At 70.6% G+C, this 23,523-nt stretch carries 22 protein-coding genes; 12 read left to right on the forward strand and 10 right to left on the reverse strand.

What is annotated here, in order from left to right:
• The 3 genes from G3I56_RS11370 to G3I56_RS11380 form a co-directional block, all read right to left on the reverse strand.
• Positions 1–1,041 (reverse strand): ABC transporter permease, encoded by a 1,041-nt coding sequence (locus G3I56_RS11370; RefSeq protein WP_164408779.1) that lies wholly within the window; start codon positions 1,039–1,041, stop codon positions 1–3.
• A 64-nt stretch (positions 1,042–1,105) separates the two neighbouring features.
• A complete protein-coding gene (locus G3I56_RS11375; protein WP_164408780.1) occupies positions 1,106–2,581 on the reverse strand; it encodes a sugar ABC transporter ATP-binding protein in 1,476 nt (491 codons plus the stop codon).
• Positions 2,582–2,660: 79 nt separating this feature from the next.
• Positions 2,661–3,758, reverse strand: coding sequence for a substrate-binding domain-containing protein (locus tag G3I56_RS11380; protein ID WP_164408781.1), 1,098 nt, complete (start codon positions 3,756–3,758; stop codon positions 2,661–2,663).
• A 578-nt stretch (positions 3,759–4,336) separates the two neighbouring features.
• Here G3I56_RS11380 and G3I56_RS11385 point away from each other — a divergent pair.
• From G3I56_RS11385 to mtnB, 3 genes are read left to right on the forward strand one after another with little or no spacing between them, the layout of a single operon-like run.
• Positions 4,337–4,936, forward strand: a complete 600-nt coding sequence (locus G3I56_RS11385) for a cupin domain-containing protein (protein WP_164408782.1) — start codon at positions 4,337–4,339, stop codon at positions 4,934–4,936.
• Between the two features lie 32 nt (positions 4,937–4,968).
• On the forward strand, positions 4,969–5,742 hold the full coding sequence (gene mtnC, locus G3I56_RS11390; RefSeq protein WP_164408861.1) for an acireductone synthase: 774 nt from the start codon (positions 4,969–4,971) through the stop codon (positions 5,740–5,742).
• On the forward strand, positions 5,739–6,359 hold the full coding sequence (gene mtnB, locus G3I56_RS11395; protein ID WP_164408783.1) for a methylthioribulose 1-phosphate dehydratase: 621 nt from the start codon (positions 5,739–5,741) through the stop codon (positions 6,357–6,359). Before mtnC ends, mtnB begins: the two co-directional genes overlap by 4 nt.
• A 128-nt stretch (positions 6,360–6,487) precedes the next feature.
• Here the strand turns inward: mtnB and mtnA are convergent, their stop codons facing one another.
• The gene (mtnA, locus tag G3I56_RS11400) at positions 6,488–7,522 is read right to left on the reverse strand and encodes an S-methyl-5-thioribose-1-phosphate isomerase (RefSeq protein ID WP_164408784.1); all 1,035 of its coding nucleotides are present in this window, start codon (positions 7,520–7,522) and stop codon (positions 6,488–6,490) included.
• A gap of 317 nt (positions 7,523–7,839) precedes the next feature.
• Here mtnA and G3I56_RS11405 point away from each other — a divergent pair, with 317 nt between their 5' ends.
• The 8 genes from G3I56_RS11405 (at position 7,840) to G3I56_RS11440 (ending at position 16,756) form a co-directional block, all read left to right on the forward strand.
• Complete coding sequence (locus tag G3I56_RS11405; protein WP_164408785.1) at positions 7,840–8,892, forward strand: BMP family ABC transporter substrate-binding protein; 1,053 nt, start codon at positions 7,840–7,842, stop codon at positions 8,890–8,892.
• Positions 8,870–10,420, forward strand: a complete 1,551-nt coding sequence (locus tag G3I56_RS11410) for an ABC transporter ATP-binding protein (RefSeq protein WP_164408786.1) — start codon at positions 8,870–8,872, stop codon at positions 10,418–10,420. The genes G3I56_RS11405 and G3I56_RS11410 overlap by 23 nt, the downstream gene beginning before the upstream one ends.
• Positions 10,421–10,583: 163 nt before the next feature.
• Complete coding sequence (locus tag G3I56_RS11415) at positions 10,584–11,660, forward strand: ABC transporter permease (protein WP_164408787.1); 1,077 nt, start codon at positions 10,584–10,586, stop codon at positions 11,658–11,660.
• Positions 11,660–12,562 carry an ABC transporter permease gene (locus G3I56_RS11420; protein WP_164408788.1) on the forward strand — a complete coding sequence of 301 codons (903 nt, stop codon included), beginning with the start codon at positions 11,660–11,662 and terminating at the stop codon, positions 12,560–12,562. Before G3I56_RS11415 ends, G3I56_RS11420 begins: the two co-directional genes overlap by 1 nt.
• The gene (locus G3I56_RS11425) at positions 12,559–13,335 is read left to right on the forward strand and encodes a nucleoside phosphorylase (RefSeq protein WP_164408789.1); all 777 of its coding nucleotides are present in this window, start codon (positions 12,559–12,561) and stop codon (positions 13,333–13,335) included. The genes G3I56_RS11420 and G3I56_RS11425 overlap by 4 nt, the downstream gene beginning before the upstream one ends.
• Positions 13,332–14,633: an amidohydrolase gene (locus G3I56_RS11430; protein ID WP_164408790.1), complete on the forward strand. Its 1,302-nt coding sequence runs from the start codon at positions 13,332–13,334 to the stop codon at positions 14,631–14,633. The genes G3I56_RS11425 and G3I56_RS11430 overlap by 4 nt, the downstream gene beginning before the upstream one ends.
• A gap of 208 nt (positions 14,634–14,841) precedes the next feature.
• Positions 14,842–15,513, forward strand: coding sequence for a FadR/GntR family transcriptional regulator (locus G3I56_RS11435; protein ID WP_164408791.1), 672 nt, complete (start codon positions 14,842–14,844; stop codon positions 15,511–15,513).
• Between the two features lie 238 nt (positions 15,514–15,751).
• Positions 15,752–16,756 (forward strand): PAC2 family protein, encoded by a 1,005-nt coding sequence (locus G3I56_RS11440; protein ID WP_164408792.1) that lies wholly within the window; start codon positions 15,752–15,754, stop codon positions 16,754–16,756.
• 93 nt (positions 16,757–16,849) lie between these two features.
• Here the strand turns inward: G3I56_RS11440 and G3I56_RS11445 are convergent, their stop codons facing one another.
• The 5 genes from G3I56_RS11445 to G3I56_RS11465 all read right to left on the reverse strand — a co-directional run bounded on the left by G3I56_RS11445 (position 16,850) and on the right by G3I56_RS11465 (position 21,558).
• On the reverse strand, positions 16,850–17,821 hold the full coding sequence (locus G3I56_RS11445) for an SMP-30/gluconolactonase/LRE family protein (protein WP_164408793.1): 972 nt from the start codon (positions 17,819–17,821) through the stop codon (positions 16,850–16,852).
• 206 nt (positions 17,822–18,027) lie between these two features.
• On the reverse strand, positions 18,028–19,257 hold the full coding sequence (gene mshC / locus G3I56_RS11450) for a cysteine--1-D-myo-inosityl 2-amino-2-deoxy-alpha-D-glucopyranoside ligase (RefSeq protein WP_164408794.1): 1,230 nt from the start codon (positions 19,255–19,257) through the stop codon (positions 18,028–18,030).
• 133 nt (positions 19,258–19,390) lie between these two features.
• On the reverse strand, positions 19,391–20,239 hold the full coding sequence (locus G3I56_RS11455; protein WP_164408795.1) for an SCO1664 family protein: 849 nt from the start codon (positions 20,237–20,239) through the stop codon (positions 19,391–19,393).
• Complete coding sequence (locus G3I56_RS11460) at positions 20,203–20,793, reverse strand: DUF3090 domain-containing protein (protein ID WP_164408796.1); 591 nt, start codon at positions 20,791–20,793, stop codon at positions 20,203–20,205. The genes G3I56_RS11455 and G3I56_RS11460 overlap by 37 nt, the downstream gene beginning before the upstream one ends.
• A gap of 78 nt (positions 20,794–20,871) precedes the next feature.
• The gene (locus G3I56_RS11465) at positions 20,872–21,558 is read right to left on the reverse strand and encodes a histidine phosphatase family protein (RefSeq protein ID WP_164408797.1); all 687 of its coding nucleotides are present in this window, start codon (positions 21,556–21,558) and stop codon (positions 20,872–20,874) included.
• 77 nt (positions 21,559–21,635) lie between these two features.
• Between G3I56_RS11465 and corA the strand changes: the two genes are divergently transcribed.
• Positions 21,636–22,640, forward strand: coding sequence for a magnesium/cobalt transporter CorA (corA, locus tag G3I56_RS11470; protein ID WP_164408862.1), 1,005 nt, complete (start codon positions 21,636–21,638; stop codon positions 22,638–22,640).
• A gap of 39 nt (positions 22,641–22,679) precedes the next feature.
• Here the strand turns inward: corA and G3I56_RS11475 are convergent, their stop codons facing one another.
• Positions 22,680–23,468 carry a ferritin-like domain-containing protein gene (locus G3I56_RS11475; protein ID WP_164408798.1) on the reverse strand — a complete coding sequence of 263 codons (789 nt, stop codon included), beginning with the start codon at positions 23,466–23,468 and terminating at the stop codon, positions 22,680–22,682.
• Between the last annotated feature and the right edge of the window lie 55 nt (positions 23,469–23,523).

Below are 23,523 nucleotides of genomic sequence, written 5' to 3' on the forward strand. Positions count from 1 at the left end.
TTATGCGGTGCGGCGCTTGGACAGGGTGAAGCTGAAGACGAGGGCGAGGATCAGGACGGCGCCCTCGACCACGTCCTGTGTGTAGTACGGCAGGCCCTTGATGGTCAGGCCGGTGGTGATGATGCCGATGAGGACCGCGCCCAGGGCGGTGCCCCACACGTTCGGGCGGCCACGGCCGAGGACGGAGGTGCCGACCAGGGCGACTGCGACGGCTTCGAGGAGTTGCGAGGTGCCCGCGGAGACGTCTCCCTGGCCGATGCGCGCCGCCAGGATCAGGCCGCCGATCGAGGCGAGGACGCCTGAGAGGACGTACGCCAGGGCCCGGTAGGCGCCCACACGGATGCCCGCCAGGCGGGAGGCCTCGGGGTTGGCGCCGATCGCGTAGAGCACCCGGCCCCAGCGGGTGCGGGCCAGGAAGATCCAGGCCACGACCGTCAGGACGCCGAAGATGACCACGGAGACGGGGATGCCGAGGATGGTGCCCCGGTCGATGCGCAGGAAGCCGTCGGTGAATCTGCCGGGGGCCGTCGTACCGTCGGACTGGGTCATGCCCGGGGTGATCGACTGACCGTCGACCAGGATGAGTTTGGTGCCCTGGATGACGAACATGGTGCCCAGCGTGGCCAGCATGTCGGGGATCTTGAGGACCACGATGAGCAGGGCGTTGAGGAGGCCGGCCAGGGCACCCGCCACTATCACCGCGACGATCGCGACCACGCCGACCTGGTTGTACGAGACCATCGTCTTCGCGGCGACGGTCACGCCGAGCCCGGCCACCGCGCCGACGGACATGTCCATTCCGCCGACCGCCATGGTGAGCGTGACGCCGAGGCCGAGGATCGCGGCGACGGACACATATCGCAGGGTGTCGAGGAGGGTCGCGGAGTCGCGGAAGGACGGCTCGCTCAGCGCGAAGTACGCGAAGAGCGTGACGGTGACGAAGATGAAGCCGTACTTGATTACCGCGTTCTGGATGCGCGGACCGGCGGCGAGCGTGGACGGGGTCGCCGTCTTCACGGGGGCGCTCTGGGTGGTGGTCATGGGGTGCTTCCTGGGGTGACAGGCATCGACGGGCGGGCGCGGGAGGAGGAAACGGCGGCGGACATCAGACCGACGCCGAGATGGTCCGGATGACTCGGTCGCGTTCCGCGTCCTCGCCGTACGCGTCGAGGTGGATCTCGCCGGCCGCGAGGACGACGACCCGGTCGGCGACCTCCAGGACCTCGTCGACGTCGGCGGACAGGACCAGGACCGCGGCGCCCTCGGCGGCCAGGGCGCGGGCGCGGCGGCCGATGTCGCGCCGGGCGCCGATGTCCACACCTCGGAACGGTTCGTCCAGGATGAGGACACGGGGGCGTTCGGCGAGCCAGCGGCCGACGACGACCTTCTGCTGGTTGCCGCCGGACAGCTCCTCGACGGTGCTGTGCTCGTCGCGGGCGACGACACCGAGGGCCTCGATGGTGTCGCGGCCGAGGGCGTCCTCCTTCGAACGGTTCACCAGCCCGGCCGTCGAGAAGGACTTGAGGAACGGCAGCGAGATGTTCTGGGCGAGCGACCAGCCGGGGACCAGGGCGTCGGCGTGCCGGTCCTCGGGGACGAGGTGGATGCCGGCCCGGATCGCGTCGGCGGGGCGGCGGGGCGCGTACAGCTTGCCGTCGAGTTCCACGGCTCCGGTGACGAAGGGTTCCGCACCGAAGAGGCCGCGGGCCAGTTCCGTCTTACCCGCGCCCAACAGGCCGACGACGCCGGTGACTTCACCCGCGCGCAGGTCCAGGTCCTGGGGAGCACGGCCGGCGAGGAGGCGTACGCCGCGCAGGGACAACAGGGTCTCGCCGGGCGCGGACTCGGCGCGGGGGCGGGCCGTGGTCGCCTCCTGGGCCTGGGCGAGCATGGCGCGCAGGGCGCTGTCCCAGTCGAAGGGCTTGACCTGGTCCTCGGTGAGACGGCCGTCTCGAAGGACGACCAGCCGGTCCGCCAGCACGTCGATCTCGCCGAGGCGGTGGGAGACGTACAGGACCGCGATGCCGTCGTCGCGCATTTTCTCGACCAGGGCGAACAGGCGCTCCGCCTCCGCCGCGGAGAGCGCTGACGTCGGTTCGTCGAGGATCAGGAGCCTCGGGCGAGTGGCCAGGGCACGGGCCAGGATGAGCAACTGGCGGTCGGAGATGCCGAGTTCGGTGACGTCCCGCTTGAGCAGGGCGTCGCTCCAGCCGAGGTCGAGGGCCGACTGGATCTCGCGGGCGCGGGCGAGCACGCGGCGCCCGTTCAGGAACGGGTTGCCGCGTGCCTGGGCCAGCTCCTCGAAGACCAGGTTCTCGGCGACGGTGAGCCCGGGCACGATGCCCTCACTGATCCGCTGGTGCACCGTCTGAATGCCCAACTGCCGGGCAGCTAGCGGCGATTGGAGGGCCGCCGGTTCGCCGTCCACACTCACCTGGCCGCCGTGGTCCGTGTGGACGCCGGACAGGATCTTGATGAGCGTGGACTTGCCGGCCCCGTTCGCACCGAGCAGCGCGACCACGCTGCCCGGTGCGATGTCCAGCGAGACGGACTCCAGGACCGTCTTCCCACCGAAGGCCATACTGACGTCCCGCAGAGCGACCGCGGGTGAGGCGCCGGTCCGCGCGGACGGTTCGGACGGTTCGGACGGCCGAGTCGCCTCAGTGGGCGACATTGGCGATCCAGTCGGCCGTGCTGACCTGGGAGAGGTTCAGCGCGGGCAGCGCGGTGCGCAGCTGGTCCATGTTCTGGATGTTCTTGCTCTTCAGGAAGTCCTGGGTGATGGCGACGGCCGGGAACTCGACCGAGGTCTTGTTCAGCTGGCCGGCCAGCTCCAGGGCTGCCGTACGGACGACCGCGGCGCCGACGGCGGACGGGTCGGTGCCGGCCGTGGCGACCCAGGGGCTGCCCGAGGCGGTCATGTTCTGGATGTCGGCGTTGGACACGTCCGCGCCGAACACCTTCACCTTGTCCTGCAGCTTCTTGTTCTGGACGGCGAGGACGGTGCCCTTGGCCAGCTCGTCGTAGGGGGCGAAGATGCCCGTCACGTCCAAGTGCTGGGTGAGCGCGGCGGAGACCAGGGGAACGTTGTCAGTGGCCGTGGAGTCGGTGACCTTGCCGACCTTGAAGGCCTGCTTCCAGCCGTTGGCGTCGACCGCCGACTTCCAGACACTGTCGCGCTTGTCGAGGGCCGCGTAGCCGGCGACGTTGACGTAGCCGACCTTGGCGTTCTTGCCGAGTTCCTTCGCCATCACGTCGAGAACCGCCTGAGCCATGCTCGCGTCGTCCTGCTTGGTACTGACGACGCCCTTCGTTGCGGTCTCCACGTCGTAGACGACGACCTTGATGCCCTTCTTCACCGCCTTGTCGATCTCGGGCTGGATCGTCGACGGGAAGCCGTGGTCCACGATGATCGCCTGCGCGCCAGAGTTGATCGCCGAGGACAGGTCGGTGGCCTGCTTGGCGTTGTCGGCCTGGGCGTCGTACACGGTCAGGTCGATGCCGAGGGCCTTGGCCTGCGCCTTGGCGCCATTGCCCCACTGCTCGAAGTAGTCGCCTGCGCCGCTCTGGCGGACCAGGGCGACCTTGACCGCGCCCTTGTCGAAGGGCGCGGGCTTCGTGCCGGTGGCGGCGGACGCGGAGGCGGACGAGTCGCCGGTGTCCTTGGAGGCGTTCGTCGACTGCGAGCAGCCCGCGAGGAACAGCGCCGAGACGGAGGCCAGCGAGAGCGCGGCAAGGGGGAGACGGGTGCGGGACATGCGGGACTCCAGGTGCAGGGCAGTACGGGAGGAGGAGAGGGAAAGGGCAAGGGAGGGGGAGCAAGGATGAAGAGGAGGAGACGCGATGGCCGGAAGGCGTAGGCGCGGGAGTGTCAGGCCCTGAGTGCCAGGTGGCGGCGTGGGGCGGAATCCACGCCACGGCCGGAAGCGTCTCGGGTACTCCGGGTCAGGTCAGCGACAGCGGGCTGTGGTCGACCGGAGCAAGTCCACGTACAGCCGCCGCACGAGCAGCAGCGTCTTCATAGGGAGATCATGAGAACGTTTCCAGCCATTCGTCAAAGGCTTGGACACCAGATCTCAGCATATGGAACGCCGGATTCGTCACACTCTGCCGACCCGTCGACGGGAGTTACCATCACGGAACCGGCATCCGACCCGGAACAGTGAGGCTTCCGATGACGACGACACCCTGCGCGACAGCGGTACGACGCTGTACCGACGCACTGTGTCGCGGCTGTCGCGACTGACGACCGGCCCCGGCCCCTCCTGCTTCTCCCCCACACCCCTTGCCGTCGTTTTCGTTCTCGCATCCCTTCCAGCCATCTGGAGTTGCTCCCATGACCCTGCTGACGACCTGGCCCGAGTCCGGCCCGGAGACCGTCGTTCGCCGTACCTCCGACCCGGCCGAGATCGCCGCCGCGCTCGCCCCGATCGGGGTGCGCTACGAGCAGTGGCCGATCCGCGAGGACGTCCCCGCGGACGCCGACAGCGACACCGTGTTCGCCGCGTACGGCTCCGAGATCGACAAGCTGAACGCTGAGGAGGGCTTCACCACGGTCGACGTCCTCGGGCTGCACCCCAGCGACGACCCGGAATTCCCGGCGAAGGCGAAGGCCGCCCGCGCGAAGTTCCTCCAGGAGCACACGCACGACGACGATGACGAGGTCCGCTTCTTCGTCTCCGGCTCCGGCATCTTCTATCTGCACGTGGGCGGTGAGGTGCACGCCGTGTACTGCGAGAAGGGCGACCTGCTGGGTGTGCCGCGCGGCACCACGCACTGGTTCGACATGGGCACCAGCCCGGCCTTCACCGCGATCCGCTTCTTCCACGAGGAGGACGGCTGGATCGGCAACTTCACCGGCTCGGCCATCGCCTCCCGCTTCCCGGACTACGACACGATCGACGCCGGGTTCCAGCAGGACAAGGCCGCCGCGTGACCCTGCCGGAGACGGTGTTCGACGTTGAATCCATGGACGCCGTGGACGCCGTGGTGCTCGACATCGAGGGCACCACGAGCGCCACGGGGTTCGTCGTCGACGTGCTGTATCCGTACTCCCGCTCTCGTTTCGGAGCACTGCTCTCGGAGCGGAGCGGTGATCCGGAGGTGGCACGGGCGGTCGCGCAGGTGCGCGAGCTGATCGACGAGCCCGGCGCCGACGCCGTACTCGTCGAGAAGACCCTCAACGCCTGGCTCGACGAGGACCGCAAGGCGACGCCCCTCAAGACCCTCCAGGGCATCATCTGGTCCGAGGGCTTCGCGCGCGGCGACCTCGTCTCGCACTTCTACGACGACGTCCTCCCGGCGCTCCGCACCTGGCACTCGGCCGGGCTTCGGCTCTACGTCTACTCCTCCGGGTCGGTCGCCGCGCAGCGCGCGTGGTTCGCGTCCACCCCGGAGGGCGACCTGCTGCCCCTCGTCTCGGGCTTGTACGACACCGAGAACGCGGGGCCCAAGCAGGAGCCGGAGTCGTACCGCCGCATCGCGGAGGCGACCGGCACCACGGACGCGAGCCGTCTGCTCTTCCTCTCCGACCGGCCGGGCGAACTGGACGCGGCGCGCGCAGCCGGTTGGCGGACCGTCGGGATCCGGCGGCCCGGGGAGCCGTACTACGAGCAGGGAGTCGGGGACCACGCTCAGGCAGGGTCGTTCGACGAGGTCAGCCTCACCGGTTCGACGAGTTCAACCAGTTCCATCACTTCAACCGGTTCCACCAGTTCCACCAGCTCAAGGAGCACCACGTGACCGCCGACATCAGCACGCTCGACCTCGAGGAGGCGGGGGCGGTACTCGCCGCCGAGTCCGCCCGTTTCGCCTCGTTCGGCTGGATGCGGGGCACTTCCGGGAACCTGTCCGTGGTGCTGTCCCGGGATCCGCTGCTCCTCGCGGTCACCGCGAGCGGCCACGACAAGGGTGAACTGACCGCCGAGGACGTGGTGTTGGTGGACGCACAGGGCGCGGCGGTGAACGGTGGCAAGCCGTCCGCCGAGGCCGAGCTGCATGCCCGGGTCGCCTTGCTGACCGGAGCCGGTGCGGTGGTGCATGTGCACACGGTGGCGTCGGTGGCGATGGGACGGCGCGAGCCCGGCGGGATCGTGTTCAAGGACGTCGAGATGCTCAAGGGAGTCGGCCAGCCCGCTCACGACGTCGAGGTGACCCTGCCGGTCATCACCAACAGCCAGGACATGAAGGTGCTCGGCGACCGTCTGGAAGCGGCACGAGACCCCCGGATGCCGGCCGTGGTCGTCGCCGGACACGGGCTGTACGTGTGGGGGGACGACCCCCGTCAGGCGCGGCACCACACCGAAGTCGTCGAGTGGCTGCTGGAGTTGGAGCTCAGCGCTCCGCGGGACGGAAGGTAGTCAAACCGCGGGCCGGTGGGGGCTGGTCGCTCCCCCACTCTCGACTTCGCTCGACCGGGGGGACCCCCATCGCGGCGGAGCCGCAGATCGATACAGCCCCGCGCCCCTATCGGGGGCGCGGGGACTCGCTACTTCAAGCGGTCGCCCGGGAGTTCACCGGCCGAGACCTCCAACACGCCCCGCTCCGTGACCAGTCCGGTCACCAGTCGCCCCGGTGTCACGTCGAAGGCGGGATTGTGGCCGCGCGACTTCGCCGGAGCCGTCCGTACGCCAGACCACTCCAACACCTCGTCCTCGCCCCGGAGTTCGATGTGGATGTCGTCGCCGGTGGCCGTCGCCAGGTCGACCGTGGTCGTGGGCGCCGCCACCAGGAACGGGATTCCGGCGTCCGCGCAGGCCAGCGCGACACCGACCGTGCCGACCTTGTTGGCGGTGTCGCCGTTCGCGGCGATCCGGTCCGCGCCGACGATCGCCGCGTCGACCTCGCCGCGCAGGATGGTGCCGGCCGCGGCCCCGTCGGCCTGGACGTAGTGCGGGATGCCCTCCTGGACCAACTCCCAGGCGGTCAGGCGCGAGCCCTGGAGGAGCGGGCGCGTCTCGTCGGCGTACACGACCTCCAGCCGGCCCCGCGCGTGCAGTTCACGGATGACGCCAAGTGCCGTGCCCCATCCGGCCGTTGCGAGGGCGCCGGTGTTGCAGTGGGTCAGGACGCGCAGCGGTCGGTCGGTGGCGGCGAGGCGCCCCAGCAGCCAGTCGGCGCCGTGCGCGCCCATCGCGCGGTTGCCCTCGACGTCCTCGCGCTGGACGGCGGCGGCCTCTTCGAGCACCGCTTCCAGGCCCTCGTCGAAGCGGGTCATGACCCGGTCCACGCACACCATGAGGTTGACCGCGGTCGGCCGGGCCTCGCGGATCCGCGCCACGGCCGCCCGCACCTGTTCCTCGGTCCACCCCTCGCGCTCGCCCTGGAGCAGTGCCAGGGCTACTCCGTACGCGCCCGCCGCGCCGATCGCGGGCGCGCCGCGTACGACGAGCCGCTGGATCGCGTCCACCAAGGTGTCCACATCGCGGACATCCCTGGTCTCGTTGCGGTGCGGCAGCAGGGTCTGGTCGATGAGCGCGAGGCTGTTTCCGGTCCAGCCGACGGCGCGCAGTTCCTGGGGCATGACGGGGCGCTCCTGAAGTTCCGACGGTGCGCGACACCGTACATGACCTCGGCGAACCACAGTTCGAGACACCTGAGCCGGTGGCCGAATCACGGTGTTAGAGTCCAGCACCCGCACCCGTAGGGCCCATGTGAAGGAGGACGCGTGCCGCTCACCTCGCGCCGCTTCCTCGACCACGGCCGGTGTGCGAGCGACGGCTGTCGACGTTGACCCGTCACCCTCGGCGTCCCTGTTCCGTCCCGCCTTGCCCACTCTCCCCCTCCCGTGCTCAGCGCAGAGCTCGGCCTGCGCCCTACGTGCCTCCGGAAGGTCCCCCGATGCCTCGCAGATCCCGTCGTACGCTCCCGCTCGCCGCCATGACCGTGCTGCTGGTCGCCGGTGCCACCGCGTGCAACGCCGCCAAGAAGGACGACGCCTCCTCGGACAGCAGTGCGGGCAGCGCGTCGTTCACGCTTGTCACGCCGGACGCCGTCGGGCAGAACGAGTTCCTCAAGCTGGCCGTGACCGGCGTCAAGGCAGCCGCGAAGGCACACAACGGGTCCGAGAAGGTGTTCGAGTCCACCGACGCCGCATCCCAGCAGCAGAACGTGCAGGCCGCCGTCGACGCGAAGCCCGATGTCGTCGTGCTGGTCGGCTTCGAGTTCGCGGACCTGGTCGCGAAGCAGGCCGCCGCGCACCCCAAGCAGCAGTTCCTCATGATCGACGCGTGCACCACGAGGGCGATCGACAACGTCAGCTGCGAGGTCTTCCGCGAACACGAGGGCGTCTTCCTCGCCGGTGCGGAGGCCGGGCTGCTGAGCAAGAGCGCCAAGGTCGGCGCGGTGGACGTGCTGGACACGCCCGTGTTCCGGCGCTTCAGCGACCCGTTCGCGGCCGGCGCCCAGCATGTCGCCGCGAAGACGGAGACCGGCACGCGCTTCGTCGGCGGCCAGTCCCCGTTCGACGACTCGGCGCGCGCCAAGGAGCAGGCGAACGACCTGCTCTCCAAGGGCTACGACCAGCTGATGGCGGCTGCCGCGGCCGGCAACTACGGCGTGTTCGAGGCGGCGAAGGCCAAGGGCGCGTTCGCGTACGGCGTCGATGTCAACCAGTGCCCCTCGGCGCCCGGCACGGTCGTCGACAATGTGATCAAGCGCACGGACATCGCTGTGGAGAAGGGCGTCGAGCAGGTCCTCGCCGGTCAGACGGGCACGACCACCTCGTACGGCCTGAAGGAGGGCGGCATCAGCCTCACCGGCCTGGAGAAGGGCGTCGACTCGTCCCAGTGCGTGATCGCCGAGCACCCCGACGTCCTGAAGAAGATCGAGGCGCTGCGCGACCAGATCGTGTCCGGAGAGCTGACGGTCGATGACCCCGCCGCCGTCGGCTGACCAGGAGGCGGCGGCTGTCGAACTCCGGGGAATCACCAAGCGGTTCCCCGGCACGCTCGCCAACGACGCCGTCGACCTGACCGTCCGGCGCGGCGAGATCCACGCCCTGATGGGCGAGAACGGCGCCGGCAAGTCGACGCTCATGTCGGTCCTGTACGGGATGGAGCGCCCGGACGCCGGGTCGGTACGGATCGACGGGAAGGAGGTCGCGTTCTCCGACCCGGGCGACGCGATGACCTCCGGGCTCGGCATGGTCCACCAGAGCTTCAAGCTGTTCGACTCACTGACGGTCGCCGAGAACGTGGTGTACGCCGCCGAGCCGCGCCGTTTCGGCCTGGTCGACCGGGGTGCGGCCCGCCGCCGGGTGCGTGAGCTGGCCGAGGAGCACGGGCTCGCGGTCGATCCGGACGCCCGGGTCGGTGACCTGCCCGTCGGGCTGCGCCAGCGCGTCGAGATCCTGAAGCTGCTGCACCGCGGCGCCCGCACGCTCATCCTCGACGAGCCGACCGCCGTCCTCACGCCCGCCGAGGCGGACGCCCTGTTCGCGGTCCTCAAGTCCCTTGCCGCACAAGGCCGCACGGTCATCCTGGTCACGCACAAGCTTCGCGAGGTCCTCGAAGGCAGCGACAACGTCACGGTGTTGCGGGACGGGAAGGTCGTCGCCCGGCTGGTCACCGCCGAGACTTCCGCCGCCGAGATCGCCGCCGCGATGACCGGCCGCGCCGTGGAACTCGACCGCGTCCACGCCCCCGGCACCCCGGGCGACATGGTCCTGGACGTCACCGGCCTCGCGACAGACGGCGTGCGGGACGTCCAACTCACCGTGCGCTCAGGGGAGATCGTCGGCATCGCGGGCGTCGCGGGCAACGGCCAGAGCGAGCTGGTGGAGGCCCTGGCCGGCCTGCGCCCGGTCAACTCCGGCCGGGTCGCGCTGCTCGGCGACGACATCACGCACGCCTCGGCGACCGAACGCCGCGCCAAGGGCCTCGCGTACGTCCCCGAGGACCGCCACGCCGTAGGTACGGCGCCCGCCGCGTCGGTCGCGGACAACCTGGCGATGGGCCACCACCGCACGTCACTGTCCGCACGCGGGCTGCTGCCGCCCACCGCCGTACGAGGTCACGCGCGGCGCCTGATCGAGCGCTTCGGCATCAAGGCGGCCTCCCCGGAGGTGCCCGCGTCCTCGCTGTCCGGCGGCAACCTGCAGAAGCTGCTCATCGGGCGCGAACTCGCCCATGACGCACCGCTGTTGCTCGTCGAACAGCCCACACGCGGGGTCGACATCGGCGCCGTCCAGAACATCCACGACCAGCTGATCGCCTACCGCGACGCCGGCCACGCCGTCCTGCTCGTCTCGGCCGAGCTGAGCGAGATCCGGGGGCTCGCGGACCGCGTCCTGGTGATGTACGAGGGCCGCGTGACAGCGTCGTACGAGAAGGCCGAGGCGGACGAACGGACGCTGGGGCTCGCGATGGCGGGCGCCAGCGACAGCTCGGCCTCTGTGGTCCCAGTGAAGGTCGGGGACTGACGTGACTCCTCCCCCTCGTGATCGAGAGGGCTTCTCACTCGACTCCGAGAAGTCTCGTGACGGCCAAGCCCTGACCGCTGCCGAAGCAGGCACACAGCCCACTGCAACTCAGGGTGTGTTTCCCTCCCGGCCTGAGCGCCTGGATTCCCACGCAAGATCAGGGATGAGTCACATGACTAACGCCCTCCGCTCCCCCGTCGCCTTCTCGGTGCTCGCCGGGGTCCTCATCGGCGCCCTGTTCCTCGTCGGTACCGGCGCCGATCCGGTCGCCGCGTACGGCGCGGTGCTCAGCGGTTCGCTCGGCGCCGACGGCATCGGGTCGACGCTGACCACCCTGACGAGCGTGCTGGGTCTGGCCCTCGCGCTGGCCGTGCCGTTGCGCGCCGGGCTCATCAACCTGGGCGGGGACGGGCAGATGGTTCTCGGCGGGATGGCAGCCGCCGTGACCGGGCTGTACTCGCCGCTGCCCGCGCCGCTCACCGTCGTCCTCGCGCTGCTCGCCGGCATGGCGACCGGTGCCGGGTACGCGGCCCTGGCCGCCCTGTGCGAGAACCGGTTCGGCGTGCCACTGCTGGTCAGTAGTCTGCTGCTCAGCTACCCCGCCTCGTCCTTCGCCTCATACCTGGCCCGCTACCCGCTCAAGGAACCGGGCTCCAGTCTCCCCCAGACCCGGCAACTGCCGGACGGGGTCGCGCTGCCCGCGTTCGGTTCGTCGACCGTGACGGTCGGGCTGCTCCTGATCGTCGTGGCCGCCGCCGCGTACTGGTTCACCGACCGGCGCACCGCGTTCGGCTACGAGATGCGGATGACCGGCCTCAACTCCCGTTTCGCCGCGTACGCGGGTGTCGAGCGCAAGGGCCTCACGCTCCGGCTGATGGCGGTGTCGGGCGCGCTGGCCGGACTCGTGGGCGCCATAGGGGTGTTGAGCTTCCCGTTCCGCTTCCTCGACGGCTCACTCACCGCGTCCGGCTACACCTGGACGGGTCTGACGGCGGCCCTGCTGGCCGGCGCCGCACCCGTCGGCACGGTCCTCGCCTCCTTCTTCTTCGCCATGCTGCAGGTCGGTGGCCTGTCGATGGAGCGGACGACCGAGGTACCGCGTGAGCTGACGCAGGTGCTCCAGGCGATCGTGATCGTTTTCCTGGCGGCCCGGCTGCGCTTCCCGCGCTTCGTCCGCAGACGCGACAACAAGCCCGTCGAGAATCCCGTCCCACAAGGCTCGCAAGGGGAGTTGGTCTGATGTTCTTCGACTCCGATCTCCTCATGTCGGCGCTGCGCGCGTTGACGCCCATCCTGCTGGCCGCGCTCGGCGGGGCGATCTGCGAACGGGCGGGCGTCTTCAACATCGGCCTCGAAGGCATGATGCTGATGGGCTGCTTCACGGCGGTGGCCACGAGCTGGTTCACCGGAAGCCCCTGGCTCGGCGTACTGGCGGCGGCGCTCGCCTCCGCCGCGTACTCCCTGATCCTGGCCGTGGGTGCGGTGACCCTGCGCGGGGACGCGGTGGTGCTCGGAATCGCCCTGAATCTCCTGGCAGTTGGCCTGACCAGCTTCCTCCTCCGTACCGTCTTCGGCGTGCAGGGCACTTTTGACGATCCGTCACTGGCCGGGCTGCCGTTGGTCGGTGGCTTCTCGCCGCTCGCGTATCTGGCGTGGGCGGCGGTCGGGGTGGCCGCGCTGATGCTGTCCCGACATGTGTGGGGGCTCAGGCTGCGCGGGGTCGGCGAGGCGCCGGACGCGGCGGCCACGCTCGGTGTGAGCCCGGTCAGGTACCAGTACGGGGCCGTGCTCGTCTCCGGTGTGCTGTGCGGGCTCGCGGGGGCCCAACTCGCCCTCGGCAACGTCACGTTGTTCTCCGAGAACATGACGGCGGGGCGCGGCTGGATCGCGGTCGTCGCGGTCATGCTCGGCCGTGCGCTGCCGCTCGGTGTGCTGCTGGCTGCGCTGCTGTTCGGCCTCGCGGAGGCGGCCGGTTTCCGTCTCCAGGGCCTCGGTCTGCCGCAGCAGGCGACCGATGCCGCGCCGTACGTCGTCACCCTCGGCGCCCTCTTCCTCACGACGGCCCGCCGCCGTCGCCGGACACCGTCCACGTCACCCTCCACGCCCCCTTCCCCGTCCCCTTCCACTGGAGCCGTCTCATGACGCAGGACCTGTTGCCCGTCACCCGGATCCCCCGCACGGGGCTGCCGCCACGCGCGCTGGTCGTCGGCGACCCGCAGCGCGCCGCTCTCGTCGGCGCCAGGCTGGAGGGCGCGCAGGAGGTGTCGTACCACCGCGAATACCGCGTGTTCACGGGGAGTTGGAAGGGCGTGCCGGTGCTGGTCGCCTCGCACGGGGTGGGCGCCCCGGGTGCGATCCTGCTGTTCCAGGAGTTGGCGGACGCCGGTGTGCGGACCTTTCTCAGGTTCGGTACGGCCGGTGCGATGAGGCCGGGGATCGGCGACGGCGACCTCGTCATCGCGGAGGCTGCCGTCCGGGACGACGGTGTCACCCAGCAGTTGCTGCCTCCGGAGTATCCGGCGGTGTCCTCCCCCGAGGCGGTGCTCGCGCTCCAGCGGGCGGCGCGCGAGGCGGGCGCCCCGCACCACCGGGGCATCGTGTGGACCCGGGCCGCGTTCCAGCCCGGTCTGCTCCCCCTCTTCTCCTACGAGGGCGCCGGACTCGCCGCCATCGAGATGGAGTTGAGCGCACTGCTGGTGACGGCCTCGCTGCGTGGACTGGTCGCGGGCGGAGTGGTCGTCATCGACGGGGCGAACGCCGACGAGCTCGTCGACGAGACCGCCACCGGCGGCTACGACCCGCACCGGGAGATCGTGGCGGAGGGCGTCGAACGCGGCGCGGTCGTGTCGCTGGAGGCGCTGCGCCTGCTGGCGGAGAACGAGGCCGACGCCGACGACCAAGGGACACTCGCATGAGCGAGCGCATCGACCTGTTGGTGCACGGCGGTGACGTGCTCACCGTCGACGAGGCCGGAACCGTCGTACCGAACGGGGCGATCGCCGTGCGGGACGGCGAGATCGTCGCCGTAGGCCCGACCCAGGAGCTGACAACCCGGTTCACAGCCGACGAGTCCCTTGACGCCGCGAACTGCCTCGTCCTGCCCGGCCTGGTCAACACGCACACCCATCTCGCGATGACGTTCCTGCGCGGCCGGGCCGACGACGTCACCCTTCAGGGGTTCCTGGAGCGCGTGCTGAAGTGGGAGGCCCAGCTGCTCTCACCGGAGAACGTGGCGGCGGCCGTCCGGGTCGCGGTCGCCGAGAGCGTACGGGCCGGGGTGACCTCCGCGCTCGACATGTACTGGTTCCACGAGGCCGCCGAACAGGTCGCACGCGAGACGGGCTGGCGGCTGCACACCGGCCCCACCTTCATGGACGTACCGCAACCGCCCGACGGCATCCCCTACGAGGACCGGGTGGCGTGGGCCCGGCAGGACCTGGCCGCCCGAGGCACCCCCCGCCCCGGACACCGCCCGATCCTCTTCGCGCACTCCACCTACACTCTCTCCCCCGACCAGCTCGTCGAAATCGCCGCCCTGGCAAGGGAGTTCGGCGCCCTGCTGCACATCCACGCATCCGAGAACGCGACCGAGGTCGCCACCGTCGAGGTGCGGTACGGCAAGCGCCCCGTGGAACTGCTCGACTCGCTCGGACTGCTCGGCCCCGACCTGCTGCTGGCCCACGCCGTGGACCTGACCGGCCCGGAGATCGCGGCGCTGGCCCGTACCGGCACGTCCGTCGCCCACTGTCCGGTCTCGAACCTGAAGCTCGGCTGCGGCATCGCGCCCGTACCCCGGCTGCTCAGCGCGGGCGTGACGGTCGGCCTCGGCACCGACGGAGCCGTCAGCTCGAACACCCTGGACGTACTCGGCGCGATCCGGCAGGCGGCCCTCGTACACAAGGCGGACGGCGACCCCACGGCCGTCGGCGCCGAACAGGCCGTACGCATGGCGACCGTCGAGGGCGCGAAGGCGCTGGGCCTGGGTGACCGGCTGGGCTCCCTGGAGGCGGGCAAGCGGGCCGACCTGATCGTGCTCGACCTCGGTGCACCGCATCTGCGGCCCCGGCACGACCCCTGGTCGACGCTCGCGTACGCGGCGCACTCGGCGGACGTCCGGGACACCGTCGTGGACGGCAGGGTCCTGATGCGGAACCGGGCCCTCACCACCCTTGACGAGGCCGCCGCACTCGCCGACCTGGAAGCCTTGGCCTGACACCTGTGAGGGAGGCCGGCCCGACATCCGTACGGACTGCCGGGCCACCACCCGAACGTGCTGCCGAACCAGCAGCCCGCAGGTACCGTTCCAGCCACCCGTAGGGCACTCTCGTACGGGCTGACATCGTATTTTGCGTGCCGTTCAGCCCACTGAACCCCCATAATGGCCTGAGACATCGGATGTCTGATCGACAGGGAGGCCCTCCATGGCAGTCACCGACGAGGCGATCGAAAAGATCAAGGGAATGATCGTCTCCGGGTCACTGCGCCCCGGCGACCGGTTGCCGAAGGAGAGCGAGCTGGCCGCCGAACTGGGACTGTCCCGCAACTCCCTGCGGGAGGCGGTGCGCGCCCTGTCGCTCATCCGGATTCTCGACGTACGACAGGGCGACGGCACCTACGTCACCAGCCTGGATCCCCAACTCCTGCTCGAAGCACTGAGCTTTGTCGTCGACTTCCACCGCGACGACACGGTCCTGGAGTTCCTGGCCGTACGCCGCATCCTGGAGCCGGCCGCCACCGCGATGGCGGCGGCACGCATCAGCGAGCAGCAGCTGGACGCGCTGTCCGCCCAGTTGGAGCGGCTGGGTGGGGAGCCGTCGGTGGAGGAACTGGTCGCCGCCGACCTGGAGTTCCACCGGGGGATCGTGCAGAGCTCCGGCAACTCGGTGCTCTGTTCCCTTCTCGACGGTCTGTCCGGGCCCACCACCCGGGCAAGGATCTGGCGCGGTCTGACCCAGGAGGACGCGGTCAGCCGCACCCTGCACGAGCACCGGGCGATCCTGGGCGCCCTGCGCGACCGGGACGCGGAGGCGGCGCGGTCATGGGCGACGGTGCACATCGCGAGCGTGGAGCAGTGGCTGAGATCGACCCTCTAGCCGTACCGGAACGCGCATTTCGACCCGGGTCGGAATCCGTGTCAGAGCCTTCAGGACCACTGCCCCCGACCGATCGGATGAATGCGGGGGTGGTGAGGGGTGACTCACGGATGGTGTTTCGGGGGGTCTATCGGGGCAGTGATCCGTTCACTCCCCCGTGCATGGGGGCTGCGAGCGCCCCCGCCGCACGCCGTAAGGTTGGGTGGTCAAGCGAGGGCACGTCGGAAGGAGGCGCTGGGTGATCGAGCTGGAGGGGGTTCCCGAGCTGATCGACCCAGTCATGGTGGCCGCGTTCGAGGGTTGGAACGACGCAGGCGACGCCGCTTCCAGTGCGGTCGCGCATCTGGACCGGGAGTGGAAGGGCGAGGTGTTCGCGGCGCTCGACGCCGAGGACTACTACGACTTCCAGGTCAACCGCCCCACGGTGTGGTTGGACAACGGCGTACGCAAGATCACCTGGCCGACGACCAGGCTGTCCGTGGTCAGGGTCGGCGGCGACAAGCCCCGTGACCTCGTGCTGGTCCGGGGCATCGAGCCGTCGATGCGCTGGCGCTCGTTCTGCAACGAGCTGCTGGGCTTCGCGCACGAACTGGGCGTGGAACTGGTGGTGGTCCTGGGCGCCCTGCTCGGCGACACCCCGCACACCCGTCCGGTTCCGGTCAGCGGGGTCACGTCCGACGCGGATCTGGCCCAGCGGATGAACCTGGAGGAGACCAAGTACGAGGGCCCCACGGGCATCGTCGGCATCCTCCAGGAGGCGTGCACGCACGCGGGCGTACCGGCGGTGTCGCTGTGGGCGGCGGTCCCGCACTATGTGTCGCAGCCGCCCAACCCGAAGGCGACGCTGGCCCTCCTGAACCGCCTGGAGGACCTGATCGACATCCGCATCCCGCTGGGTGAGCTGCCCGAGGACGCGCGTGCCTGGCAGGTCGGTGTGGACCAGCTGGCCGCCGAGGACAGCGAGGTCGCGGAGTACGTGCAGACGCTGGAGGAGGCCCGGGACACCGCGGAGCTGCCCGAGGCGACGGGCGAGGCGATCGCCCGCGAGTTCGAACGCTATCTGCGCCGCCGCGACGGCACCGGCCCGGCGGGCCCCGGCCCGGCCCCCGGCGGCCACGCCACGGCGGACGGCACCGACAGCGCGTCCTACCTCCGGGACAACCCGACGCCCCGCCCGAAGCCGCAGCCGCCGAAGCCGCCCCAGCTGCCGAGCACGGACGACGAGGACTCCCCCGAGGAGTGAGCGGTCAGGTACCGGGAAGGGCCGGTGTGCGAGGTACTCACCTCGCACACCGGCCCTTCCCCGTCCGTCACGTCCGTAACGTAATGGCGACCGTCAGCGCTCCACCGCGACCACGGCGTACGCCGTCTCGGGCGTAGGCGTCGTCGAGAAGCGGGCGTTGGGCAGATACAGCCGGTTCCGGTACGCGGCCACGGTGGTCGGCACATCGAAGGCCGGGTCGGTGATACGCCGCCGGAAGACCCCGCCGCTCCCGTCCTCCGACAGCGTGAACACGTCGATCGCGTTCTGCCCGTTCTGCACGACGTACAGCGTGCGCCCGACGAGCAGCAGGCCGTCGCCGTTGGTGAGCGGGGCCGCGTCCCCGAGGCCGACGAGCCTGGTGACACCGGTGCGCGGGTCCACCCGGTGCAGTCCACCGACCCCGGACTGGACGACGAGCAGCGCCTTTCCGTCGGGCGTGGCGGTGATGCCGTTGGCGTTGACGACCTCGCCGGGCACCTGGCTCCAGTCGCCGCTCAGGGTGATCCGTACGACGTCCCCGGCGCCCGGCAGCGCGCCGCCCCGGCCCAGCGGGAGGACGTACAGGGCCGGCTGGAAGGAGTCGGTGAAGACCGCCCCTCGCGGTGTCAGGAACACGTCGTTGACGAAGGTGGGGGTCGCCGTGGTGAAGGCGTAGGAGGCGAGAACGGCGCCGGTACGGGTGTCCACGACCCGGGCGCCCTCGGTGCGGGCGGCGACGAACAGGCGTCCCCGGCCGTCGAGTTTGAGCCCGACGGACGGGGTACCCGGCCCGGTCGAGATGATCTCGCCGGCGCCGGTGCGCAGGTCGGCGCGGTAGATCGAGCCGTCGCCGAGCGAGCCCAGATAGGCGTAGGGGCCTGCGCCGGTGGCTATGCCTTCCGGACGGAAACCGTTGGGCAGCGGTATCAGGGTCGGCAGGGTCTTCGGGGAGGCGGAGGCAGCGGCCGGTGAGGCGACCAGGGCGGCGGAGACGGTGGCGGCGCCCGCCGCGAGGAGTCCGCGGCGGCTGACGTGGCGTGCGAAGGAACCGTGTGTGGGTGCCACGGGGTTTCCTTCCAGGAAGGGACCGGCAGTTGGCCGGTCCTGCGGGTCAACTGACCCTGACACCACATCACATGCCGAGTGCCGCCACAGCTTCCCCCGGAGACTCGACAGCACCTCGACAGCAATGAGCCCGGCGGCGAGTTGGGGCGCCGGGCGGCTGAACCCGCCCGGCGCCCCACCCTGTAGGGGAACTCCGTGAACTCCGCTTACAGCGCCACGCCCAGCAGGGCGTCCACGGCACGGGACGCGACGCCGGGGGCGCCCTCGTCCGTGCCGCCCTGCTCCGTTTGGAGGGCCGCCCAGCGGTCGACGGCGGCCAGTGCGGCCGGGGCGTCCAGATCGTTCGCGAGAGCCTCGCGCAGCTCCTCGACGAGCGCGTCGGCGGACGGCCCGTCGGGCCGGGACACGGCGGCTCGCCAGCGCCCGAGCCGTGCGACGGCGTCCGCGAGCACCTGGTCGGTCCACTCCCAGTTGTCCCGGTAGTGGTGGGCGAGCAGGGCGAGCCGTATGGCGGCCGGGTCGACCCCGTCGCGGCGCAGGGCGGACACGAAGACGAGGTTGCCCTTGGACTTCGACATCTTCTCGCCGTCGAGCGCGACCATGCCGGCGTGGACGTACGCCTTGGCCATGGGGAACTCGCCGGTCAGCGCCTGGGCGTGCGAGGCGCCCATCTCGTGGTGCGGGAAGACGAGGTCGGAGCCCCCGCCCTGCACGTCGAAGCCCATGCCGAGGTACTCCAGGGCGATGGCCACACACTCGATGTGCCAGCCGGGACGACCACGGCCCAGCGAACCGCCGTCCCAGCTCGGTTCGCCCTCCCGGGCGGCCATCCACAGCATCGGGTCGAGCGGGTTCTTCTTGCCCGGCCGGTCGGGGTCACCGCCGCGCTCGGCGGACAGCAGGCGCATGGCGGAGGCGTCCAGGTGGGACACCTTGCCGAAGTTCGGGTCGGCCTCGACGGAGAAGTAGACGTCCCCTTCGAGCTCGTAGGCGGCGCCCGCGTCCCGGAGCCGCTCGACGAGCGGGACGATGCCGGGTATCGCCTCCACGGCGCCGATGTACTGCTTCGGGGGCAGCATCCGCAGCGCGGTCATGTCCTCCCGGAAGAGTGCGGTCTCCTTCTCGGCGAGCCCCACCCAGTCGATCCCGTCGCGCACGGCCCGCTCCAGCAGCGGGTCGTCGACGTCGGTGACGTTCTGGACGTAGTGAACCTGCCGCTTGGTGTCGAGCCACACGCGTTGCACGAGGTCGAACGCGTTGTAGGTCGCCGCGTGACCCATATGGGTCGCGTCGTACGGGGTGATGCCGCAGACGTAGATACGGGCGACGGGACCGGGGGCGAGGGTGACGAGACCGCCGGTCGCGGTGTCGTGGATCCTCAGGTCGCGGCCCTGACCAGTCAGGGCGGGGACCTCGGAAGCGGGCCAGGCATGCATGTCATGAGCGTAACCGGACGGATGTTCCGTATACGAGCCGGACCGGGTCCAGATGGCCGGGAAGAGGGTCTTGTGAGATTCCTCCCTATGTGCAGGTGGGCCTACGGGACTCCCGAGGCCGCCCCGCGCACCCTCACACGGGCGGCCACGGGATCGCCGGCCACTCCCCACTGGGCTCCGGATGCCTCCCGGACTCCAGCAACGCGTCCACACGCGCGCGCGTGGCCTCGATCTCGTCGCCGGTGACCAGCTCGGCCAGCCGCACGGCCAGCGCTCCGCCTTCGCCCAGGGCGCTCTTGAGCCCCGTCAGCACGTCGACGGCCTCCGGCGTCAGGGGCTCCCCCGCCCACCCCCACAACAACGTCCGCAACTTGTTCTCGGCGTTGAAGGTGACCCCGTGGTCGATGCCGTACAGCCGCCCCTCGTCGCCCGGCAGCAGATGACCGCCCTTGCGGTCCGCGTTGTTGATCACCGCGTCCAGGACAGCCAGCCGCCGCAGCCGCTCGTCGTCGGCGTGCACGAGCAGGGCCGTCTTCCCCTCGCCGACCTCGGCGAAGGCGATCGCCTTCCACCCGGGCCCGGGTTCCTCAGCGTCGACCAGGTCGAGCAGCCCGTCGCCCTCGCCCGACTCCGCCTCTATCCACAGCTGACACATCCCCTCGCCGTACGGCCCCTCACGCAGCACAGTGGGCGGTACGAGCCCCCAGCCGGTCGCCTCGGAGACCTCGAACGCCGCCAGCTCGCGCTCGGCCAGGGTCCCGTCGGGGAAGTCCCACAGGGGCCGCTCACCGGCCACCGGCTTGTAGATGCAGGCGGCCTCCTGCCCCTCGTACGAGACCGTGCAGTACAGCGCCGCGTTCGACGCCTCGCTGATCCGCCCGCGTACGGTCAGCTCACCCCTGGCGAGCAGCTCGGCGAGTTGTTCGGCGGGCGTGCGGGTGGCCGTCACGCTCCGCGGCGGTATCCGTTCTGGCGCGGACATACGTGTCCTTCCGGGTCGAGCGGGAGGCTGCACAGGGGGCACGGCGGCCGACCGGCGTTGACGACGTCGAGAGCGCGCCTGGCGAAGGCACGGGCCTGCGCGCCGGTGAGCCGGACGCGCAGCATCGGGGGGCCGTTCTCCTCGTCCTGCAGGAGCCGCTCCTCCGCCTCGACGAGGTCCTCCTCGGACTCGGCGTCCAGTTCCACCAGGGCCTGCGCCTCGACGATCATGCGCTGCTCGTCGCCGTCCCAGGCGAGCGCCATGGTGCCGACCCGGAACTCCTCCTCGACAGGGGTGTCGAGGGGACGGGTGTCGGACACCTCGGTGGGGACCACGGCCGGAACGGCGGCATTGCCCCCGCTACGGCGTACGACCTCGTCGAGCAGTTCGTCCATGCGTTCGGCCAACGCGGCGACCTGGGTCTTCTCCAGTGCCACGCTGGTCACCCGGGGGCCGGCGGTGGCCTGGAGGAAGAACGTACGGCGCCCGGGCAGCCCGACCGTACCGGCCACGAAGCGGTCCGGCGGGTCGTAGAGGAACACCTGACGGGACACGTCCTGTCTCCATTGAATCGAATGATTTTCGGCATCCGCGGCGCTGCCGCGACCGCTTCACCCTACTGCTGCCGACGATCACGGTGCGCCCGCACCACCCCCGACGGCGGCCTCCTCGCCCGGGGCTTCCTCGCGCGGCGCGAGGGAGGCGAAGTCGCCGGTGTCCCCGAGGCGGACGAGAAACGGCCTGAGACGGGTGTAACGGATCGCGGTGATGGAACACGGATCTACGGACACCCGTTGAAAGAGGTCGAGATGAAGCCCGAGCGCGTCCGCGACAAGGGACTTGATGATGTCGCCGTGGGAGCACATGAGGTAGACGGCGTCCGCGCCGTGATCGGCCTCCACGCGCGCGTTCCACTCGCGTACGGCCTCGGCCGCGCGCGTCTGCATGGCCCGCATGGACTCACCGCCCGGGAAGGCGGCGGCGGACGGGTGGGCCTGGACGACCTGCATGAGGGGCTCGTCCATCAGCTCGGCGAGCTTGCGCCCGGACCAGTCCCCGTAGTCGCACTCCGAGATCCGCTCCTCGGTGTGCGGGCGCAGTTCCGGCCTGGCTTCGAGGAGGGGCCGGATCGTCTCCTCGCAGCGCTGGAGCGGGCTGGTGACGACCTCGGAGATCGGCAGCTCGGCGAGGCGCCCGGGCAGCGCGGCGGCCTGCGCGGCGCCCCGCTCGTCGAGCGCGACGCCGGGTGTGCGGCCGGCGAGCACTCCCGAGGTGTTGGCGGTGGAACGTCCGTGCCGGACGAGGATCAGCGTGGGCATGCGGCCCAGGGTAGGCGTACGGCTCCCAGCGGGAGGCCGGGGTGCTTTTCCGGCCGGGCGGCGGGAGAATGCGCATCGTGATCGTCGACTGCGCCATCTACCGTGACGGACGCCGGACGGAGGGTCCCGCGGACTTCTCCGACGCCCTCGACGAGTGCCGTGCGCACCACGCCGGGGACGCGTTCGTCTGGGTCGGACTGCACGAGCCCACGGAGAAGGAGTTCGAACAGGTCACGGAGGAGTTCGGACTGCATCCCCTGGCCGTCGAGGACGCCCTCAACGCGCATCAGCGGCCGAAGCTGGAGGTGTACGACGACTCGCTGTTCATGGTGCTCAAGCCGGTCGGGTACGAGCCGAACGCCGACATCGTCTCCTCCGGCGAGATCATGGTCTTCATCGGCGACTCCTTCGTGGTGACCGTGCGGCACGGCGAGGAGGCGCCTCTCGCGGCCGTACGGCACCGCCTGGAGGCGGAGCCCGAGATGCTGCGGCACGGCCCCACGTCGGTGCTCTACACGATCGCCGACGCCGTCGTCGACCACTACGTGGAGGTGGCGGACGAACTGGGCACCGACCTGGAGGAGCTGGAGGCGGAGGTGTTCTCACCGTCCGACGGGGGCTCACGCAACACCGCGTCCCGCATCTACACCTTCAAGCGGCAGATCCTGGAGTTCCGCCGCGCCACGGGCCCTCTGGCGGCACCGCTCGGCAAGCTCTCGGGGGCAGGCGCCTTCGGCTCGCGGGTGCCCTTCGTCCACGAGAAGGCCGAGCCCTTCTTCCGGGACGTCAGCGACCACCTCACGCGCGTGAACGAGTCCGTGGAGGGCCTGGACCGTCTGGTCTCCGACGTGCTGTCGGCCCACCTCGCGCAGATGAGCGTCCGGCAGAACGACGACATGCGGAAGATCTCCGCGTTCGCCGCCATGGCGGCCTTCCCCACGATGGTCGCCGGCATCTACGGCATGAACTTCGACCATATGCCGGAGCTCCGCTGGGTGTGGTCCTACCCGGCACTGATCGCGGCGATGGCTGTGGTGGAGGTCCTGCTCTACCGGATGTTCAAGCGCCGGGGCTGGCTGTGACGCGGGGGCGCTCGCCATGGCGCCCCTGGGTGGCCCGGTTCAGGCGAACTCGGGTGACATGGTCGCCGGGCCGCCCAGCGCGTCCCGCCGCTCGGGCATCCGCAGGGTGACCATGCGACGCCAGCCGACGGCGCGCTCGTAGACGTACACCGCGCGGATGCCCGCCGCGAGGAGCGCCGTCTTGGGCCTCGGCCAGCCCAGGACGCGCCCCATGTGGGCCATGACCGCGAGGCTGACGTCCCGGTAGACGCGGATCTCGGCGAGCGCGCACTCCCGCAGCGCCCGCTGGATGGCACGGCCGTGACCGGCCGCCGCGAGGCGCAGGAGTTCCTCGTGGCAGTAGGCGAGATGATCGTCCTCGTCTCGGGAGATCATCCGCACCGCGCGGCCGAGGTCGGGGTGGTCGCCGAAGTGCCTGCGCAGCAGCTCCATCTCCTCGGAGGCGCGCTGCTCGGTGACGCGGCTGTGGGCGAGGTAGGTGACGATGTCCCGCACGGTCAGCGGTTCGTCGCTCCTGAGCTTGTCGTGCGGGAGACCGACGCCCCGCCGTTCCAGCAGCATCGTGTAGTCGGTGTCGGCCGGGACGTCGACGGGCTGGAGGCCGCGCTTCCTCATGAGGGCGTCGAAGATCCGCCCGTGCTTGTCCTCGTCCGCGCCGTGGCGGCTGATCCTGGGGGCGAGCGCGCGTTCGCTCGCCGGGACGAGCGCGGCGATCCGGGCGTTCTCCCAGCCGCCCTGGGACTCCCCGCCGGCCGCGATGGAGCAGAAGAGGCGGAAGGAATCGTCGTTGTCGACGATCTCCTGGAACAGGCTCCTGGCCGAAAGCATCGAGGCACCTCTCGCAGGTCTGCGGCGTTCCGCGAACATGAAGAACGTCAAGAAC

It is taken from the genome of Streptomyces sp. SID12488 (genome assembly GCF_010548275.1).
In the GTDB taxonomy this organism is placed as follows: Bacteria; Actinomycetota; Actinomycetes; order Streptomycetales; family Streptomycetaceae; genus Streptomyces.

Coding starts and splice junctions, on each gene's coding strand:
- G3I56_RS11405 (WP_164408785.1), top strand. CDS start 7,840: ATGCCTCGCAGATCCCGTCGTACGCTCCCGCTCGCCGCCATGACCGTG.
- G3I56_RS11415 (WP_164408787.1), top strand. CDS start 10,584: ATGAGTCACATGACTAACGCCCTCCGCTCCCCCGTCGCCTTCTCGGTG.
- G3I56_RS11385 (WP_164408782.1), top strand. CDS start 4,337: ATGACCCTGCTGACGACCTGGCCCGAGTCCGGCCCGGAGACCGTCGTT.
- G3I56_RS11475 (WP_164408798.1), bottom strand. CDS start 23,468: ATGCTTTCGGCCAGGAGCCTGTTCCAGGAGATCGTCGACAACGACGAT.
- G3I56_RS11430 (WP_164408790.1), top strand. CDS start 13,332: ATGAGCGAGCGCATCGACCTGTTGGTGCACGGCGGTGACGTGCTCACC.
- G3I56_RS11455 (WP_164408795.1), bottom strand. CDS start 20,239: ATGTCCGCGCCAGAACGGATACCGCCGCGGAGCGTGACGGCCACCCGC.
- mtnA (WP_164408784.1), bottom strand. CDS start 7,522: ATGCCCCAGGAACTGCGCGCCGTCGGCTGGACCGGAAACAGCCTCGCG.
- G3I56_RS11380 (WP_164408781.1), bottom strand. CDS start 3,758: ATGTCCCGCACCCGTCTCCCCCTTGCCGCGCTCTCGCTGGCCTCCGTC.
- G3I56_RS11425 (WP_164408789.1), top strand. CDS start 12,559: ATGACGCAGGACCTGTTGCCCGTCACCCGGATCCCCCGCACGGGGCTG.
- G3I56_RS11420 (WP_164408788.1), top strand. CDS start 11,660: ATGTTCTTCGACTCCGATCTCCTCATGTCGGCGCTGCGCGCGTTGACG.
- G3I56_RS11410 (WP_164408786.1), top strand. CDS start 8,870: ATGACCCCGCCGCCGTCGGCTGACCAGGAGGCGGCGGCTGTCGAACTC.
- G3I56_RS11465 (WP_164408797.1), bottom strand. CDS start 21,558: ATGCCCACGCTGATCCTCGTCCGGCACGGACGTTCCACCGCCAACACC.
- mtnC (WP_164408861.1), top strand. CDS start 4,969: ATGGACGCCGTGGACGCCGTGGTGCTCGACATCGAGGGCACCACGAGC.
- mshC (WP_164408794.1), bottom strand. CDS start 19,257: ATGCATGCCTGGCCCGCTTCCGAGGTCCCCGCCCTGACTGGTCAGGGC.
- G3I56_RS11370 (WP_164408779.1), bottom strand. CDS start 1,041: ATGACCACCACCCAGAGCGCCCCCGTGAAGACGGCGACCCCGTCCACG.
- G3I56_RS11435 (WP_164408791.1), top strand. CDS start 14,842: ATGGCAGTCACCGACGAGGCGATCGAAAAGATCAAGGGAATGATCGTC.
- G3I56_RS11375 (WP_164408780.1), bottom strand. CDS start 2,581: ATGGCCTTCGGTGGGAAGACGGTCCTGGAGTCCGTCTCGCTGGACATC.